This is a genomic window from Prevotella sp. oral taxon 317 str. F0108, from assembly GCF_000162415.1.
In the GTDB taxonomy this organism is placed as follows: Bacteria; Bacteroidota; Bacteroidia; order Bacteroidales; family Bacteroidaceae; genus Prevotella; species Prevotella conceptionensis.
In genome coordinates, this window is sequence record NZ_GG740075.1 from 157,353 (window position 1) to 175,775 (window position 18,423).

Here is an 18,423-nt window from a genome sequence, read left to right on the forward strand (position 1 = left end):
GTGTGGCAGCAGGCTGTTGTTATCCTTCTTCAGAGTGGCTGTTGGGCATGTCGGCGTTTCTACTGTCCGCGCCCCACATCATCTTGTTTCTAAGCGTGGTGAAGTAGGTTTGGTTGTTTCGTCTTACCTGTTTCACCACGTATGGGGCTTTGCTGATGTGTATGTCGACCCCTTGCACCAGCTTGGTGCTCCGCCCGTCGATGGCTACGAGATAGTTATGCGACCTACTTTCTACGCTGAGTTGCAGCTCAACGTTGTCGGGTAGCACGATGGGGCGCACGTTCAGACTGTGCGGCGCCACGGCCGTAAGGCAAAGTGCGTTGGTGTTGGGCGCCACAATGGGGCCGCCGTTTGAGAGGTTGTAGGCCGTAGAACCCGCTTGTGTGGCCACGATAAGGCCGTCGGCCTGATAGGTAATGAGCCTTTCGCCATCTACACGCACACCAATGGTAATCATCGAGGCGTCATCGCGTTTCAGTATGGCAATGTCGTTCACGGCAAAGGGGTTGCCGCCGAAAGGCTCGTTCCCTGCCTCCACCTTCATTACCACATGCTCTTCAATGCGGTATTCGCCGTTGAAGATGTCGTTCAAAGCATCTTCGGCCTTGCTTGCAGGCACGTCGGCCAGAAATCCCAAGCGGCCCATGTTGATGCCAACAATGGGTATTTGCTTTTGTCCTATTCGGCCTGCGGCTTTCAAAAAGGTGCCGTCGCCCCCCAGAGAAAGGGCCAGTTGGGCATCGAAGTGGTTGCCAGTGAAAGGTGTTAGGGGGTAAGTGGGCAGGTTGCCGCTCTGCCGAAGGTAATCAAGAAACGGCTCGTCAACGTACACTTCGGCCTTGTGCTGTGCCAAACATTGCACAACACGGGCTATGGCGCGCTCGTTATGGAGTTGACATTCGTTGCCGAAGATGGCTATTTTAAGCGGACAACTGGGCATGGCGTGTATGTTTATACTTTATCTGTGGTGTTTCTCGGCGTTGTTCGCTAAGGCATATTGCCTGCGTTTTGCCGTCGTAACCTTTACAAGTCCTTTCTTGCAAAAGTAAACAAAAAAAGCGAGAATGCGGCCTTTATCCTGTAAAATATGTGAAGGATGCGAAAAAAGGACAATAGGATAGGAGCGTTGGGAGAAACGAAAGTCTGGCTTTCGGCCCGCTTGGCAAGCGGACTTTCGTTGACATCGGATGTGCTGCAAGCCTTCACGCAGCCATATATAATCAAATATTGTTGGCAGCTAAACTATAAATCGGCTCGGTTTCTCTATCCGCAATGTCCGTCAATAGGCGTTGCGGATTGCGTTTTCGAAAAGTAAGTTCCCTTTCAGGCTATCCTTCATCCCAAAAGTTCTTTCGTGTAAGTGCTCTTTTACTGGCACAAGGATTATAGTCAAACAGAATTGGATTTAGAAAACCACAGATGCATAGTAAGCAAACAACATACCTCCTTTTCTTTTGGGTAAGGGGTTGCTGATACCATGCAACCCACGTCTTGCATTCTCCTAACAACAACGTTCCAAAAGTAATTCCGTTTGACTATAAATTCACGAAAAGCCAATAACTCCCGAAGTGTTTCAACTCATCAACTCACTAGCTCATCTATTCAAAACCACTAAAAACGCAGAAACTCACAAGCTCATCACCTTACAAACTAAAAAGGACCTCAACTCATCAACGCACAAAACTTAAGAACCCATAAAATTATAAACTCAGAACTCACAAGCTCATCACCTTACAAACTAATAAAGACATCAACCCCCTCAACGCACAAAGTTTAAAATCGTTACTTTTATTTTACAATACCTCTTCAAAATCCACGCCGTTCTAGCGAAAATATAGGCTATAAAGTTGGTAAAAATCCACTTTTTATATCCTTTCATGACTTGGAGCTTGTCAAGTTTTAAGCCCGCAACCTGCATTTTGCACCATTTAGCCTTTCTAGATTGGTTGCCAATTCATAATTTTTCAGGTCCAAAAACTCACTTTTAGCCCCCAAAATCCCACTTTTTAACGGCTATTTTGCCCTTTTTAGTCATGTATTTAATGCTTTGAAAAGGTTTGTTTATACCATTTGCACTGGATATTTATGCTTATCGACTCGCATTTAGCAGCATTTTGCACCGCATTTAGCACCAAAACGCCTTCCATTTAGCACCAAAACGCACTGCGTTTTGCACCAAAATGCACTGCGTTTTGCACCATATTGCAGTGCGTTTTGCATCAAATCGCAATACATTTAGCCGCAAACAGCCCCAAATTTGGTACAATTGGCGGCTTTTCCAAATAAATATTCATTTTGCCTGCACTTACAACCAACCCCTTTTTGCACCGAAATAAACCCTCGCGAGAATCGATTTTTTGCGGCTAGGTGAACGACTGGTGGATAAAAACGGTACTCATAATGTTAAAAACTCTACCAAAAAGGAGACAAAATCCAATTGATGAGAGAACAAGTTGACAAGTTGACGAGTTGATAAGTTGGTGGGCGCAGCCATTTTTTCACCTTTTCACTCTTTCACCTTTTCACCCTTAAAAGTCATCTTTTCACCTTTAAAAGTCATTTTTTCACCCTTTCACCCCTTCACTTTTTCACCTTTAAAAGCTTGTTTGCATTATTTTTCGTATTTTTGTAGGGCAAAAAAGATTGAGACAGAAGCAAATGAAGATATTCGCCATTGGAATGAACTACGCCCAACACAATAAAGAGCTGGACGGAACGTTATATAAACCGGAGACGCCCGTGGTGTTTACCAAGGCCGACTCGGCACTGTTAAAAGACCGCAAGCCGTTTTTCGTACCCGACTTTATGGGGCGCATCGACTACGAAACGGAATTGGTGGTGCGCATTTCGCGACTGGGCAAGGGCATCTCGCAACGCTTTGCACACCGATATTACGACGCTGTGACGGTGGGCATCGACTTCACTGCGCGCGACTTGCAACAAAAGCTACGCGCACAGGGGTTGCCTTGGGAACTTTGCAAAGGGTTCGACGGCTCTGCCGCCTTGGGCGAATGGATTCCCATTGAACGATTTAGAAGTGTGGATGCACTGCATTTTCATCTTGACCAAAACGGGAAGACGGTGCAAGAGGGCTGCACGAGCGACCTTCTCTTTAAGGTTGACGAACTTATCGCCTACATCAGTAGTTTCTTTACGCTGAAAACGGGCGACCTAATCTATACGGGTACGCCCGCCGGTGTTGGGCCTGTGGCCATAGGCGACCACCTAGAAGGTTATCTAGAAGACCAAAAGGTGCTGGAAGTGAGGTGTAAGTAGGAGGAGTTGAGGAGTTAAGGAGTTAAGGAGTTAAGGAGTTAAGCCAATAGCTTGGTTGCAGAATGGTAACGATGATCATCAAGCCGCAAATTGGTACGCTGTTAACAAACTTAGTTTAAAAGGCTACGCCTATTAGTTTATCAACTAGCGAAACTAGAATTGCTAGGAAAACTAGAACAACTAGGAAAGTTAGAATAACTAGCGAAACTAACTTACTTAACCAAATGCCTATAAACTTCTGAACCTGTCAACTCGAATAACAAGGCATATCACTCCCCTCTCCCCTTGGAGAGGGGTCGGGGGTGAGGCCGATTTCTAAGTGTTATTATGTCGATATATATACGTTCAGCCATATCATTGCTTTTCCTCATGGTATCTTTTGCCATGCAGGCGCAGCGTTTTTTCAACCTCACTTACGACCAAGTGCGGGTAGACAGCATATTGCCACACTTCGGGCATGCCATTCCACTAACGGGAAACTACCAAGACTCTACTTATACGGCAAGCATTGTTTACCCCGAATTTGCAGAGATGACGCGGGCAGACATCGCCAACTATAACACTAACTGGGGCAAACAGCTGCCAGAGATGCCACAGTTGGAACAACGCATTGTACTAGACCGCAAGCGCGCCATACTGAATGTAGGCTTTTGTCCATTGGTTTTCCGCGACAACCGCTACCAAATGTTGGTGGGATTTATGCTCAAAGTGGAGGCTAAACCCCTGAAACGCACGCAAAGAAAGGTGTTGTCCGTAACACGCGCCACGCCAAAGGCAGGGCGATATGCCAACAACTCGGTGCTGGCCACTGGCCGTTGGGCAAAGATACGCGTACCAGCAAGCGGGGTATATCAGATAACCGAGAGCCTGATTAGGCAAGCGGGATTTAACGATATGAATAAGGTAAAGGTGTATGGCTATGGCGGAAACCTGCAAAACGAACGCTTAGAAGGCACCGAACTTCAAGCCAAAGACGACCTTAAAGAGGTGGCAACCTGCCTTGTGGGCGGCAAAAGACTGTTCTACGCCAAAGGTTCTGTAAGCTGGGAGAGTGCCTCGGCCGCAATACGCACACGCAATCCATACTCGGATTACGGTTATTATTTCCTCACACAAAGCGATGGCGAGCCACTTCGAGTGGACGAAAGCGCATTCTTAAACTCCTTCTACCCTTCGGCCGACGATTATCACAGCTTGCACGAGGTAGACAACTTCTCCTGGTATCCAGGCGGAAGAAACCTCTTTGAGAACACGCCCATAAATCGCGGAACAAAGAAAAGTTATACCATTGATGCCCCCATAGCCGACACGGGGGGGAGTATTACGGTGACACTTTCGGCAGGAACAGCCACGCGAGCCAACATCAGCATTAACGGAAAACGGCTAGGCGAGATAAATGTTTCCATTCCTAGCAAATACGACAAGGGCAACAGGGCCGATTTTTTTGCCAACATTGAGCAGTTTGCAGCCAAGAACGAAGTGACAATCGAAGTAACCCAAGGCGGTCCGGCACGGCTCGACTTTATCTCTATTGCCACAAGTAAGCCCCGAAACGCACCCGATTTGCACGCGGCAACGTTCCCCACACCCCAATATGTGCACAACATCACCACCCAAAACCTACACGCACACGGGGCGGCAGACATGGTGATGGTGATACCCACATCGCAAAAGCTGCGACAAGAGGCCGAAAGGCTAAAAGCTTTTCACGAAAAACACGATGGCATGCGCGTGCGTATCGTGCCTGCCGACGAACTATATAACGAGTTTGCCAGCGGCACACCCGATGCCAATGCCTATCGTCGATACCTCAAAATGCTATACGACAGGGCTGAAAGCGAGGCCGACCAGCCCAAGTACCTGTTGCTCTTTGGCGACTGCGCGTGGGACAACCGCATGAAAACAGGCGATTGGCGCACAACGTCTGTGGACGATTACCTACTTTGCTTTGAAAGCGAGAACTCGTTTAATGAAATAACTTGCTATGTAGATGATGGTTTCTTCACCCTGCTCGACGACGGCGAAGGAACAGATCTAGAAAGGAGCGACTTGCAAGATGTGGCCGTTGGTCGTTTCCCCGTGGTACATCCCAACGATGCGCGAACGATGGTTGACAAGACCATTGCATACGCCCAAAATGCCAACGCAGGCGCATGGCAAAACACCATCATGTTTATGGGCGACGACGGAAACGACAACCTACACATGAGCGATGCCAACAAGATGGCCGACAGCTTAGCAACAGAACATCCACAATACCTTATTAAAAAGGTGATGTGGGATATGTTTAAGCGCGAATCTAGCGCAACGGGCCACACTTACCCCGAAGTAACGAGCATCATTAAACAGCAACAGGCCGCAGGCGCGTTGGTGATGAACTACGTGGGACATGGTCGTACCGACCAAATTTCGCATGAATCGGTGTTGCGCCTCAACGACTTCAAGGCCTTCTCCAATACCGACCTCCCCCTTTGGATAACTGCCTCGTGCGACATCATGCCCTTCGACGGAGCCGTCCCCACCATTGGCGAGGCGGCCGTGCTGAACAAGAATGGGGGTGCAGTGGCTTTCTTCGGCACAACACGAACGGTATATGCCTATTACAACCAACGCATCAACATGGCCTACCTGCATTTTCTGTTTAGCGAGAATGGGGGTAAGCCTATGACCATTGGCGAGGCGCAACGCTTAGCCAAGAATTATATGATAACCGACGGACAAGACCAAACCACCAACAAACTGCAATATTCGTTGTTGGGCGACCCCGCATTGGCCATCAACAGACCCACGGCACGCGTTGTGGTAGACAGCATCAACGGTACACCCGTACAAGCGGCAATTCTGCCCAAACTAGCGGCAGGAAAGGTAAACAGCATCGTGGGACACATCGAAGGGCACACCAACTTTGCAGGAGTGGTGACGGCCACCGTGCGCGACCGCAAGCAACGCCTGGTGGGTAGGCTGAACAACCAGTCGCCAACAGAGGGTGCCGACAAGCCTTTTGCATATACCGACCGCGTTAACACCATCTTTAACGGAGCCGACAGCGTGCGCAAGGGCCAGTTTAAACTTAGCTTTGCCGTGCCGCGCGACGTGGATAACGACAACGGAACGGGCCTTGTTACCCTATACGCCGTGAACAACGAACGCACCATAAGGGCCAACGGATATAGCGAACGCTTTACCATCGGCAGCGGAACGCTTAGTGCCAACGACTCTATCGGGCCTTCCATTTACTGTTACCTCAACTCCACCTCGTTTACAAACGGGGGTAACGTAACACCGCAGCCGCTCTTCGTGGCCAAAATTTCGGATAAAGACGGACTGAACGCAACAGGTAGCGGCATCGGACACGACATGCAATTGGTTATCGACGGCAGCATGCACAAAACCTATAACCTGAACGACCACTTTACGTTCGACTTCGGGTCGTACACCGCAGGCACGGTGATGTTCAACATTCCCACGCTTTCGCCAGGTAAGCATAAACTGCAATTCAGAGCTAGCGACATACAAAACAATACGTCGCAAGTGACGCTCGACTTCCATGTAGTGGGCGGACTGATGGCCGACAACATCTGGATAGACGCCACCGAAAACCCTGCACGCACCACAACCACCTTCATCGTAAACCACGATATGGGCAACACGCCAGTAGATATAATCATCGAAGTGTTCGACTTGACAGGAAAACTGTTGTGGACCAACGAAGAACGAGGCACACAAACCGTAGGCAACTACACCCGAACATGGGACTTGGTGTGCACAGACGGGCATGTGCTGTCGACGGGCGTTTACCTCTATCGTGCCAAAGTAGCTGCACAAGGCACCGCCAAAACCTCGAAAGCGCGTAAGCTTATCGTGCAAGGCAAACGATAAAGAGGGGGTAATGCCAAAACCATGATGCGTAAACGTGCCAGATTTTAAATGTGTTTGCCCCTTCACAACAATAAAACGCGCAACCCTGCGTTTATAAAGCGAACGAGTAAAGCACGCTTTTGCTAAGCGCAATGCGTAGTGCCAAGCTTGCCAAAGCAATCGTGGCCACTCGTAAACTCGTGAACTTGTCGACTAAATAAAGAATAAATAAATGACAAACAGCAAACGTATAGCCCTTGCCTTCACGCTAGCCATAGCGACGACCACTGCTTGGGCCGACGACAAAAAGGAGATATTCAACCCCGTAAGAACCTCGGTAACATCGCAAGGCATTGCCCCTGATGCACGTGCAGCAGGTTTGGGCGATGTGGGAGCGGCTACCGAAGCCGACGTTTACTCGCAGTTTTGGAACCCAGCCAAATATCCTTTCGCCATATCTAGGGCCGGCGTAGGGCTTAGTTACACGCCTTGGTTGCGCCAATTGGTTAACGATATTGGTCTGGCTCACATGTCGGGCTACTATCGCATAGGCGACTATGCCGCCATTTCGGCAGGCATCCGCTACTTCTCGTTGGGCGAAGTTACCACCAACGACAATAGCGGAGGCTCGAGTTCGGCACCCGCACTCACCATTCGCCCTTATGAAATGTCGGCCGATGTAGCTTATTCGCTGATGCTAAGCGAAAAGTTCTCCATTGCAGCAGCCGTTCGTTGGATATACTCCGACTTAACTTACAGCTACACCGACAACACAACCCCTGGTTCGGCATTCGCTGCCGACCTCGCCTTATATTACCAAAACTACTTGAACATCGGACAACGCGAATGCCAATTGGGTATCGGTATGAACGTTTCTAACATCGGTAGTAAAATAACGATGGGCGAAGACGCCAACAGCGAGTTTATCCCTACTAACCTGAGATTGGGCGCATCGTTGATGATTCCCGTTGACGAATACAACCGCTTTACCCTAGCAGCCGATGCCAATAAGCTGCTGGTGCCCACTTATCCGCACCAAAACGAGGGCGAATCGACCGAAGATTACCAACGCCGAGTGCAGAAAGACTATTACGATGTGTCGTCTATCGGTGGCATTTTCAAAAGTTTCGGCGATGCACCGGGCGGATTTAAAGAAGAGTTAGACGAGATTAGCCTAAGCTTTGGAGCCGAATATGTGTACCACGACCAGTTTAGCGTGCGTGCCGGATACCACCACGAAAGCGCTAATAAGGGCAACAGAAAGTATTTTACCGTGGGTGCAGGGTTCAAAATGAGTGCCTTTACGCTCGATGCAGGCTATGTTATCGCCACAGCCAAGAGCAATCCGCTGGACCAAACAATGCGTTTCTCGCTTACGTTCGACATGGACGGACTGAAAGATTTGTTTAAGCGTAGGTGAGTTTGATGAGTTGTTGAGTTGATGAGTTTCGGAGTTGTTGAGTCTTTTGGTTTCGGAGTTATTAAGTTGATGAGTTTCGGAGTTCGCGAGTTAATGGGCTTAAAAACTCACCCATTCAAAAACTTATGAATGAAAACTCTCAATAACTCACCAACTCAACAACTCACAAACTAAAAACTAGCTCACAAACTCATCAACTAAAAAACTCACAAACTTACCAACTCACAAACTCAAAATATGAATTACAGGATAGGTTTCGGCTATGACGTACACCGCTTGGTGGAAGGTAGAGAACTATGGTTGGGCGGCATACGCATCGACCACACCGTGGGATTGCTCGGCCATAGCGATGCCGACGTGCTGATACATGCCATCTGCGACGCCCTTTTGGGTGCGGCAAACATGCGCGACATCGGCTTTCACTTCCCCGACACGGCCAACGAAACGCTGAATATGGACAGCAAAGTGATACTCGAAAAAACCGTGGAACTTATTGCCACGAAGGGTTATCGCGTGGGAAACGTAGATGCTACGGTGTGTGCCGAGCAGCCAAAACTCAATCCCCACATACCTGCCATGCAGCAATGTATGGCCAAACTGATGGGCGTAGACCCCGATGCGGTGTCTATCAAGGCCACCACTTCCGAACGAATGGGCTTTGTTGGGCGACAAGAAGGCATGGCCGCATACGCCACGGCATTAATAGAAAAGGTGTAAAGGGAAAAGGATTAAGGGCTTGATTAAGTGCCACTCATTGCTTGTCGGCTAGTGTTTGCTGTGGTTTGGGGTGCAGTTCTGCCCAAGCCTCATCGTATTATGGTTAGAAGAGATTGATTTTATAGTCAAACAGAATTGCTTTTGGCAAAATGTTGTTAGAAAAATGCAATACGTTGCGTAGCATGGCATCAATAAACCCTTGCGCAGAGGATAAGGAGGATTCTTGCTTGTTTACGATGCACCTATGACTTTGCAAATCCAATTCTGTTTGACTATATAAGTCAGTGAGTGGTTTTGTACTGCACTTCGCATACGAGCGTGGTGTTTATCTTGTGTTGGCATTACAAAGATAACAAACTCCTCCCAATTGATAGAAATGTTAAAAGGCAAGGCTACTTCTTTTTGAGCAATTCTGTTAATCAATCCTTTTAGGTGAATTGATGGCACAAACCCCTCTTGTGAAGTATGGCGTAAACTAACGATTTGTCATTAATGCTAATGAAAACACAGCTGCCCGTGTTGTACAAATACCTATTGTTAGGTATTGTATGTAAATATGCGTTTTTATAATTTTGTAGCGATTTTTTTAATGTATAACGACGTTAAGTATAATGGGCACCTCCACGTTGAAGATGATGATACGCATTCAGGCGCGTGTGCATGATAAAAGTAAGAGGTAAAAGATGTTCCTTCTTTATAAAAAGGCAAAGGCGGCACGGTCAGTACGTATGCTGTGCTGTACTGTACGCTTGTTGTGTGTGGCATGCTTGCTCGCGTTAAGCGCCACTTTAACCGCGCAAAATGTGGTGGTTTATGGTACGATAACCGACGGCCGAAGTAACGAGCCCCTTATGGGCGCATACATAGAGGCACTGGGTACAAAGGCTAATGCCGTGAGCAGCGCGAGTGGCAGTTATCAGATCGTTGTTGAGAACAATGCCAACATCCGTTTACGAACCACGTATGTGGGGTATGGAGAACTGATGAAACAAGTGAAAACCTTTGGGAAAGACAGCATCAAGCTCGACTTGGTGTTGATGCCAGACGAACACACACTACACGATGTGACTGTTACGGCACGTAGCGAAGCTAGGAAGATACGCGAGGGCGCTATGCCTGTGTCGGTGATTTCGCAACGCCAGCTACAAGGAACGGCAACCAACATCAACGATGTGTTGGCCCGTACCGTGGGCGTAACCGTACGCAACACGGGTGGAATGGGTAGCGCATCGCGCATATCGGTAAGAGGATTGGAAGGTAAGCGCATGGGACTTTTCGTAGACGAAACGCCTTTGGCGCAGATAGGAAACTTCGTTGCCCTGAACGATATTCCCACAAGCATGATCGAACGCATTGAGGTTTATAAGGGCATCGTGCCCTATAAGTTTGGCGGTTCGGCCTTGGGTGGTGCTGTTAACGTGGTTACTAAGGAATATCCGCCTGTGTATCTTGATGTGGCATACGAGATTAGCTCATTCAATACGCACCAACTTTCTACCGTCCTGAAACGCACCAATGCCCGACTGGGGTTGCAATTTGGTGTGGGTGGCGTGCTCACACATTCGGATAACGACTATACCATGCGTTTGGAGAACCTCGGCGGACGTGTGGTAAAACGCGACCACGACAAGTTTGATAAGGCCATGGGGGGGCTTTTCGTTTAAAGCAACTAAGTGGTGGTTCGATGAAATGAAGGCCGAAATGATTTTTACACGCACCAAGCAGCAGATACAAGGCATAGACCTGCCGGTGAAAGAGGCCTATAACGAGTCGAAAAGCTTGGTGGGCGCATTGAAGTTGAAACGCGAAAACTTCTTTACCGATGGCTTAGACTTCGACCTTGACGCGGGATATGTGTGGGGATGGTATGGCATGCACGATGTGGCCAAACACCGATACGATTGGGACGGCAACCAATTGCCCCCCGTTTCGGGCTTTGGAGGGGAGCAGGGAAACCATCCCACCGATGGGAAAAACCGTTCGCAAGACCTTATTGCCAAGCTGAACATGGGCTATACGCTTAACGAGCACCATGCGCTGAACCTCAACGTGTACGAAAACTATACGCGGCTGAACCCCAAAGACACGCTGATGGACCGTGCCTTGAACTATCATGCCAACTTTCCCAGTAACATGAACAACCTCACTGTTGGCTTTTCGCACGACATGACGCTCTTCGGCGGCCGCTTCCAAAATGCACTTACCCTTAAAGCGTTCTTCTATTCATCGCATTCCAGAGCCATAGAGGTATTTGGCGTAAGCGATCCCGAACCTGTTTCGGTGGCTAGAAGTTATGCCGGATTTAGCGATGCCATGCGTTATAAGTTCAATCCTTACCTGATGCTCAAAGTCTCGTTCAACTCGGAAGTGCGCATACCCACCAGCGAAGAGCTGATTGGCAACGGCTATTCGATATTGCCTTCGCCCGCGCTTAAACCCGAACGCACAACGGGAACGAATTTGGGGCTGCTTTATAGGCGGCAAAGCGATGATGGGCAAGTGATGGAATGCGAAGTGAATGGGTTTTACAATGTGTTGCACGATATGGTGCGCTTTACGCCCGACATTATACCCACAATGGCCCGCTACCGAAACTTCGGCAATGTGCGAACGATGGGCGTGGAGATAGACTGTAAGGCCGATGTGCTGCCTTGGGTTTACCTTTATGCCAATGGAACGTGGCAAGACCTTCGCGACACGCGCCGTATGATGCCTGGCACGCAGGTGGAAAACCCCACATATAACAAACGCATACCCAATGTGCCGTATCTGATGGGCAACTTTGGAGCGGAGTTGCACAAGGAGAACCTCTTTGGCGGAAAAGGACAGAATACACGGTTGCTTTTCGATGCCTCGTATGTGCATCAGTATTTCTACGATTTTGAGATGAGCATATACCAAGATCGTAAGATACCTACGTCGTTCACAATGGATGCAGGCTTGGAACACAGCTTGGGTAACGGCAAGTGGACTTTGACTTTGAAGCTGAAGAACATTACGGACAGGTGGGTTGTATCTGAACTTAACCGCCCACTGCCTGGCCGGACGTTGGCTTTCAAAGTGAGGTATGTATTGAAATAACTTGCAAGAAACGTGATTAACGTATTGAAAATAAGGTTATAACCATTAAAAGCATTAGATTATGAAAGTGAAACATTTATGTATGGCCGTCATCGCTATGGCCGCAATGACCGCTTGCGGCGACGACAACAAAGAACAACCAACGCCGCAACCAGGCGAAGGAGGAAAGTTTGAAGGTGTGCTCTTTGCTACGTCGGTAACAAACGCCGATGGCAATTCCGGGGCAGCATACTTGCAAGGTATTCCAAAACTTACTGGCAACCCCGTTGACAACTCGAAAGGCCTCCCAACGGGCTTTGGAATAACACCCATCGTTGCACCCAGTGGAAACGTTTACTCGCTGCCCGACTATATGGGGAACAGCCGTTCGGCAATAGTTCGCTATGTGCCCAATGCAAACGGCGAACTAGTGGAGAAAGGGAAACTGGAACTCACTGCTGGCGCACAAGCTTGTAACGTGGTGGAGCTTAATGCAGAGAAAGCTTATGTTACCAGCCAAGCTACGGGAAAGATTATTGTGTTCAACCCCACGACGATGAAACAAATGAAGGAAATAGACCTTAACGCGTATGCGCAGCAGGGGATGAATGTAGCTCCCTCGGCCATGATTATACGCGATGCCGACTTGTTCGTTGGGCTATCGCAACGAAATGCTAACTGGATGCCCACGAAGGCTAGTGTGGAACTAGTTGTTGTAGACACCAAAACCGATGCGGTGAAGAAGCATATCGTGAATGAAACATTGGGGCTGAGTACGGCAACAAGGCCCATCGACCCGAAGTCTATCTTCATGGATGAGAAAAAGGACATCTATGTCAACTGCATTGGAAGTTTTGGAACGAAGGCAGAGTTCCCCGGAGGCATCATTAGAATAAAGAATGGTTCGACGGAAATAGACCCCGACTACTCGTTTAAGCTCAACGAAGTGAAGGTTGCAGGACTGACAGGCGATTATGGGACATTCTTGGGAACAGTTTGTTACATGGCTAAGGGTAAGCTTTACGGCTATATTAATGCGCCGCAGCTAGACCCTGGCGCGAAAAATATGTATCTAACAATTGCCTACTGCCCCGTAGAAGTAGACCTCTATAACAAGACGATAACAAAGATTGAGAGTGTGGGATACTCTAATCCCCACGCTTGCGCTGTGGCCAAGTATGGCGATAAGGTGGTATTTGGAGTGACGAACAAAACTCAAAGCGGGTTCTTTAGTTACGACCCTGCAACCAAGAAGGCGGAAGGGCCGATACTTAAAGTTACGGGCAACCCCATTTTCTTTTATAGTTATGGCGCTAAGTAAGCGCACATGCCGTGGAATAGGTTAGGAATTCTGCGCATATAGTAAGAACCTAACATGATTAAGCGGAACTGCTGAGCGATTGAGAAGTTGATGGCGCGGTGGTTTCGCTTATCTTTTTTAGTGTGTTTTTCTCTACTACTAAGTAACTTTCATCGCGCGCGTGTATTATATTAAGGTGTGGACAGCCTTATCTGTGGATGGAAATGATAGGAAAACATATTGGTTAACCCCAACAGGTAAAGCATCTAACGAAAGCCCAAAGACACAAAGGGGCAGGCAAAAACAAGGCATTGATGCGTTTGTTTTGCCTGCCCCTTACGTTTGTTTTTGCCTTACCAATTATCCGTTCTGAATGGGATGAGGGGTAGTGCGGCTTGGTTTTTGACGTTGCCTAGTTGGAAATTGCGGTAGCAATAGCGTACGGCCACAGGCTTGGGAACGGCCTTTGAGGTGAGCCGAAACTTGTTGTGGCGAACGTAGGTGGCGTGGGCAGGATGGAAAATGCGGTCGGCACCGGCCACTTCAAAGCCTTCGTAGGTGGATTGGGGTATAATGCCGGTGTAGGTGTCTTTGAGATGAACCACGCACGTGTCGCCCTTTATCTCCAGCTTTTCAAATGCAGGCTGCTTGTACATCACCTTGTCGTAGCCATAGTAACGTGCCAAAGCCGTTAGCGCAAGCCGTTCGCCGATGGGGCGTTTTTGCGTTGGATGTATCTGCCGCACCTCGTAAGGATATACCAAGTCGTTGGTGCTTATCATGGCGCAATGCGGAATTTCGAGACTGGCTTTGTATTGTTGTTCGCGTATGAAGGCCGCGCTGGTTCCCATTTCGCCCTCGTAACGATGGGGCGCAATCTCCACGATAAGCATCAACATGTTGTCCGAAAAGTGCTTGCGCCATTGCTGTGCAAGTAGTTTTAGGCGTTCGCCATAAGTGTTGGGGTTGTGGTCTACGTTGGCACAACCTTGATAATACAGCACACCACGCACGCCATAGTTGATAATGGGGTGGAAAGTGCCGTTGCCCCAGAGCAGCGGGCGCAACCATTCGTAGGCATATTTGCGCGCAAGCTGTACCGAGTCGGTGGGCTCGTCGGTGTATTTGCCCAGGTTTTCGGCGTTTAGCCAACTCTCAACCATCGTTCCGCCCTTGTTGGCTAGCACCAATCCTACGGGTATTTGCAGGGCTTGTGCCAATCGTTGGGCGAAAAAGAAGCCCACGGCCGAACAGTCGCTCACCGTCTTTGGGCTCATATCCACCCATTGGCAGGGTGTATCTTCGAGCGGAACGCTACTCATTCGCGGTGGAATGCTGACGTAACGCACGCCGCGCATGTTGGCCGATGCCCATACAGCATCTTGATAACCCTCAACGGGACATTCGTTAAAGCCGCGAACGGGCATCTCCATATTGCTCTGTCCAGCGCAAACCCACACCTCGCCAGCTAACATGTTGTTGATGGTTGTTGGCTGTCCGTCGCTGAATGTGATGCTTAAAGGATGGAAACTAGCTTTGGGTGTGCGTAGCACAACGCGCCATCGTCCTTGCGAATCGCTTTTCACCGTCACCCTTTTTTCTTGCCATGTGGGTACAACGGTTACGTTGGTGTTGGGCGTAGTCCATCCCCAGAAACATACATCTGCCTGTTGTTGCACCACCATCCCATCCGAAAGGATGTGCGGAAGCCTGATTTTTGCCTGCAAAGGCATGGTTGCCAGACACGCAACCATAGCCCCAAGTAGGCGTAAACGTAGTGAAAATACAATTTTTTTCATCGTGTTATCACATTAGGATTAGACATAGCCGACTTCCACCAAGCGTCGGTGGCATACACAACGCCACCGCCGGGGTACCACGGCATAAAGAAACTCCACTTGGCATCGGCACTCCATTGCGCAGATATGTCGGCAACGGTGCCGCATTCGGTAAGGGCAATCATCTTCGTGGGGTAGCGATAGGCCAGCTCGTTAAAGCGTTGGGCGGCGGTTTGGGCAGTTACGGGTGTGCCGTTTTGTCCGTACATGTCGGTGCCGATGATGTCAACGTATTCGTCGCCAGGGTACCAATCGGGGTCGTCCTTTTCGGAAGTCCACACCCAGATGAGGTTGTTTACGCCGCGTTGCTTGAAGAAATCGAACATGATGTGCCACAGTTTGCGATAGTTTTCGGCCGTACCGTTGCCCCACCAGAACCATTTTCCTGCCGCTTCGTGTAGCGGTCGCCACAGCACGGGGATGCCTGCACGCTGCAATTGTTGCAGGTAAGGCACTATCTTTTCTAGGTCGGACTTCATAAAACGATTAGCCCACGTGCCTTCGGTGACGGCATCGTTGAGGGTAAACTCGTTCTTGGCGGCGTAGAAATCGTACTTCACCATGCCTGCCGCCTCAACGGTAACGCCCGTAACGGTGTAGTCGTGTCCGCCAATTATCAGTCCGTTGGCGCGCATTTCGGTAAGCGTGGTTTGGTCGAGCGTCATTGTATAGCTGTCGCCACTGATGTTAAAGTAGTCCCAATTCTTTCCGTTCTCGTCTACAAAGCCAGCCCATTTGCTGTTCTTAATCGAGCCTTGGGCGTTGGCTTTCGCGTTGGCGATTTTCACAACAAGCTTACTTCCAACCGATGCTTTGGCCAAAATGTCTTTCGTTGCTTGCGTAGTGAGTTGTATGTAGCCGCTCCAGTCGGACGGCATGTCCTTATTTGGACCGCCATAAAGCACGATGGGCACCGTGGAGGCGTAGGGATTGGACGTGGGAACGTTCCAATGCCAGCCTATTGTGACCATTCCGCCAGCATCGTGCCAGGTCTTTACGGGCGCAATGTTAGCATAATCAATCCATCCGCCGGGGGTGGTAGACTGCAAATGGATGTAGTCGTAGCCGTTGATGGCCGGATATTTGCCCGTCTGCGCGTGCACTTGGTTGGATATTTTGGTGTTCCAAGCCACGTCGGCCATTGCTCCCGAAAAAGTTTTCTGTCCATAATTGGCCACCAACTTCTGGTACAATGCCTTTGTTTCTGCCGTCGCGTTGGCGTTGACAAGTGCAGTTGTGATTTGTTGCGACTGCGCTTTGAGGGTGGCTTTTACCTCTGGGGCGGGCATGTTGTTGGGACCGCTGACCACGCCTTCGGGGATAAGCAACTCGTAACTCTCGCCCCGAACGATGTTGGCCATCAGCAAAAGCTTGTTAGACGAGCCGATAACGTTGGCACTAACCACGGGTTGGCCGTTGAGTGTGATGCGTTGGTATTGCGACGATGCAAAGAAAACGTTCTTGTCGTAGGTAACGACGATGGAGTCGAGGCCTGCTTTGATGTTCTCTTGCGGACTAACACCAACGAACGCAGGCGCATCAACGGCTTGTATGTTGTGTTCAACTGCATCGTTGCAGGCTGCTGCCGACAGCGACAGAGCCGCGAAAATGGCTAGATATATATTGTTTCGTTTCATTGTAATCAATTTTAATTATTTGGCAGGCACAAGCCTAACGTTGTCGATGTAGAGTTCGGGCTCGCAGTCGGTTCCTTCAACGCCGCCATTCCAAAGGAAGAAAGTAAAGCCTGTGAGTCGGTCTTTGGTAAGTGCCGAGCCAGCCGTTTGTCCGTCGCCCGTTTTGTTAAAGGCCGAGAGGGGCATGCTTACTGTCACCCATTTGTCGCCCGTGTTATAACTTCCAGTTGCTTGCCACGGAATCCACAAGCCGCGCGGCAGGTCTTTCTTGCCGTAGTATTGGCTGTTGGCGTTGGTGTATGTAACGTCGGCATTGCCTGTAAATATCACTTGTAGGGCCGATGCACTCCACGCTTTGTTAGCAGGTACGCGGCATTCGAATTTCAATACGAGGTCGGAAACGCTGCAAGTGTCGAGCATTGCGGCAATGGAGGGGATGCTAGAAATCTCTGGGAAGTTGTTGTTTGGTTCGGGCCAATAGTTAATGGCGAAGTTATCTTCGGCCCAAGTTGCGCCAACTTTGCCCAACATCTTTACGCCGCCGAAGTAGAGATAGCTGCCGTCGATGCCGCCAGCGCGTATGTTTCCGGCACGCCAACCATGTCCTTTGGCCATTCCGCCGTGCGAACCGTCGAAGTCGAAGATGATGTTGCGTGTGTCTTTATATACGAAGTCGGACTCGCCTTTGCCGTAAACCGACTGAACAATCACGCGACCCGCGGCGGCACCTGTGGGCATGGTGAAGGTGATGCTGTTCTTTGTGATGCTCTTGATGTCGGTAACGGCCAATGCACCATCGTTAAAAAGTATTTGCAAAGGCTTGTAGGGATCTTGTATAAAATAGTCGCCCGTGATGGTCACTTCTTCTCCTACGGGTGCATACTCGCAGTTCATGGCCTTTACCGAGGGCGGCGGAACAATCACGTGGAAGGCATGTGTGGTGGTATCTCCATCGCCATTCACCATATATATCTTATCGGTAACGGCCGAAGGTATTTCTCCGGGGATGTCTACAAGCAGCGTGTTGTCGGTGATAAAGCTCGAATTGAGCACCGCTTCCTTATCGTTGAAGAACATTCGGCGCACACTTCGCAGGTTGCTACCCACCAAGCAGATGGTGCGTTGCATGTAACTTTGGGTGATTATCGAGTCGGCACTCTCAGGCAAACGTATGTATTGTACCTGCGGAGAGCCGCCCGTGGGCTTGTATTCGTCGGGTTGGTCGCTGCATGCGGTAAGGGCTAAGGTTGCCAAGGCAAGCCATGCGGCAAGCGAACGCAACGTTATGATGGAACGTTTCATTGTATGATGTATTTT

Annotated in this window: 10 protein-coding genes and 1 pseudogene; 7 read left to right on the forward strand and 4 right to left on the reverse strand. The window is 49.4% G+C overall.

Annotation, left to right across the window (positions count from 1 at the left end):
• Positions 1-19: 19 nt before the first annotated feature.
• Positions 20-940 carry an NAD kinase gene (locus HMPREF0670_RS12000; protein WP_009231424.1) on the reverse strand — a complete coding sequence of 307 codons (921 nt, stop codon included), beginning with the start codon at positions 938-940 and terminating at the stop codon, positions 20-22.
• Positions 941-1,096: 156 nt separating this feature from the next.
• Between HMPREF0670_RS12000 and HMPREF0670_RS12005 the strand changes: the two genes are divergently transcribed.
• From HMPREF0670_RS12005 to HMPREF0670_RS12035, 7 genes and pseudogenes are all read left to right on the forward strand, one after another.
• A complete protein-coding gene (locus tag HMPREF0670_RS12005; protein ID WP_044078242.1) occupies positions 1,097-1,315 on the forward strand; it encodes a hypothetical protein in 219 nt (72 codons plus the stop codon).
• 1,343 nt (positions 1,316-2,658) lie between these two features.
• The gene (locus HMPREF0670_RS12010; protein WP_009231425.1) at positions 2,659-3,276 is read left to right on the forward strand and encodes a fumarylacetoacetate hydrolase family protein; all 618 of its coding nucleotides are present in this window, start codon (positions 2,659-2,661) and stop codon (positions 3,274-3,276) included.
• A 327-nt stretch (positions 3,277-3,603) separates the two neighbouring features.
• On the forward strand, positions 3,604-7,155 hold the full coding sequence (gene porU / locus HMPREF0670_RS12015) for a type IX secretion system sortase PorU (RefSeq protein ID WP_044078243.1): 3,552 nt from the start codon (positions 3,604-3,606) through the stop codon (positions 7,153-7,155).
• A 211-nt stretch (positions 7,156-7,366) separates the two neighbouring features.
• Positions 7,367-8,554, forward strand: coding sequence for a type IX secretion system outer membrane channel protein PorV (porV, locus tag HMPREF0670_RS12020; RefSeq protein WP_009231427.1), 1,188 nt, complete (start codon positions 7,367-7,369; stop codon positions 8,552-8,554).
• 237 nt (positions 8,555-8,791) lie between these two features.
• Positions 8,792-9,271, forward strand: a complete 480-nt coding sequence (gene ispF, locus HMPREF0670_RS12025) for a 2-C-methyl-D-erythritol 2,4-cyclodiphosphate synthase (RefSeq protein WP_009231428.1) — start codon at positions 8,792-8,794, stop codon at positions 9,269-9,271.
• A 728-nt stretch (positions 9,272-9,999) separates the two neighbouring features.
• Positions 10,000-12,352 (forward strand): annotated as a pseudogene (locus tag HMPREF0670_RS12030) (TonB-dependent receptor domain-containing protein).
• Between the two features lie 61 nt (positions 12,353-12,413).
• Positions 12,414-13,652 (forward strand): hypothetical protein, encoded by a 1,239-nt coding sequence (locus HMPREF0670_RS12035; protein ID WP_009231430.1) that lies wholly within the window; start codon positions 12,414-12,416, stop codon positions 13,650-13,652.
• Positions 13,653-13,984: 332 nt separating this feature from the next.
• Here HMPREF0670_RS12035 and HMPREF0670_RS12040 read toward each other — a convergent pair whose 3' ends face one another.
• Genes HMPREF0670_RS12040 through HMPREF0670_RS12050 form a run of 3 tightly spaced genes read right to left on the reverse strand, consistent with a single transcriptional unit; the run spans position 13,985 to position 18,408 of the window.
• Entirely contained in the window at positions 13,985-15,430 is a 1,446-nt protein-coding gene (locus HMPREF0670_RS12040; protein WP_009231431.1) for a sialate O-acetylesterase, read from the reverse strand.
• The gene (locus HMPREF0670_RS12045) at positions 15,427-17,106 is read right to left on the reverse strand and encodes a glycoside hydrolase family 26 protein (RefSeq protein ID WP_044078244.1); all 1,680 of its coding nucleotides are present in this window, start codon (positions 17,104-17,106) and stop codon (positions 15,427-15,429) included. The genes HMPREF0670_RS12040 and HMPREF0670_RS12045 overlap by 4 nt, the downstream gene beginning before the upstream one ends.
• Before the next feature lie 15 nt (positions 17,107-17,121).
• Complete coding sequence (locus tag HMPREF0670_RS12050; RefSeq protein WP_009231433.1) at positions 17,122-18,408, reverse strand: glycan-binding surface protein; 1,287 nt, start codon at positions 18,406-18,408, stop codon at positions 17,122-17,124.
• Positions 18,409-18,423: the final 15 nt, after the last annotated feature.